Raw genomic sequence first — 1002 nt, 5'->3', positions numbered from 1 at the left:
TCTGTTGCACGCTTATTATTCTAGCGGTTATTTCTGCATGGAAAAAGGGGAGGTGAAGAAAGAAAATGAAGGTAAAAGTAATCGAACGCTACAGAGACCTTGAGCTCGATGAAATCAAAGAGCCAGGCGACATCTTCGAAGCCCGTAAAGACCGGGCGGAAGTCTTGCTTAGAAAAGGCTTTGTAGAAGAGATAAAAGAACCAAAACCAAAAAAAGAAGAACCTGCGAAGAAGTAAGGTTCTTTTCTTTTGCTCCAAGTGCGATAAGAGCCTAAAAGATGCGCTGCGGGTGACACCTGAGACAATGGATTTATATAGAGCGACACTCTCAAAATGGAAAGGAGAAAGCAACATGTTTTTAAACAAATACCACGGATTTTTACGCAGATTCATGCCGCTGACGGATGGTGATGGCGGAACTGGTGGCGGTGGAAGCACTCCGGAGGGCCAGCAGCAAGCCCCTCAGCAGAACCAGCAACCGGCACAGCCCCCAGCAGTGGATTATGACAAAATCCAGAAAATGCTTGAGGGAACGTTATCTGCGAAAGAAGATACCGCCCTGAAAGCGTATTTCAAGCAGCAGGGGCTCAGTCAGGAAGAAATGGGCCAGGCTATAGCAGCATACAAGGAGCAGAAAGCGCAGAATACACCGGACGTTACAGCAATTCAGCAGCAGGCAGAACAGGCACAGAAACTTGCCTTGCAGGCACAGATCGAAAAGGAAGCCCTGCTGATGGGGGCAGAGATCGGCGTGGATATTAAGACTATGCCATACTTGATCAAGTTGGCCGATATGACAGAAGTTGTTTCGGACGGAAAAATTGACAACGAGAAATTGAAGATGGCGCTAACTAAAGTGCTTGAAGATGTCCCGCAGCTGAAACCAAAGGAAGAAGCACAGCAGTCCGGCTTTCGACAGATCGGTGTTGGGCAGCAGCAACAAGCCGGAAATCAGCCGGTGCAGGAAAAAACAGTTCCGGCAAAGCGCTGGAACAGATGGAAT

Annotated in this window: 2 protein-coding genes; both read left to right on the top strand. The window is 48.1% G+C overall.

Annotated features, from left to right (window positions below):
* Positions 1 to 65: 65 nt before the first annotated feature.
* Positions 66 to 236: a hypothetical protein gene (locus NE619_RS17825; RefSeq protein ID WP_256133839.1), complete on the top strand. Its 171-nt coding sequence runs from the start codon at positions 66 to 68 to the stop codon at positions 234 to 236.
* 115 nt (positions 237 to 351) lie between these two features.
* Positions 352 to 1002, top strand: a 651-nt coding sequence (locus NE619_RS17820; RefSeq protein WP_256133838.1) for a hypothetical protein, incomplete at its 3' end; no start/stop codon positions are given.

This window comes from Anaerovorax odorimutans (assembly GCF_024459955.1).
In the GTDB taxonomy this organism is placed as follows: Bacteria; Bacillota; Clostridia; order Peptostreptococcales; family Anaerovoracaceae; genus Hominibacterium; species Hominibacterium odorimutans_A.
Note: the sequence above shows the minus strand (reverse complement) of the source record. Positions and strands in the feature narration are given on the sequence as shown.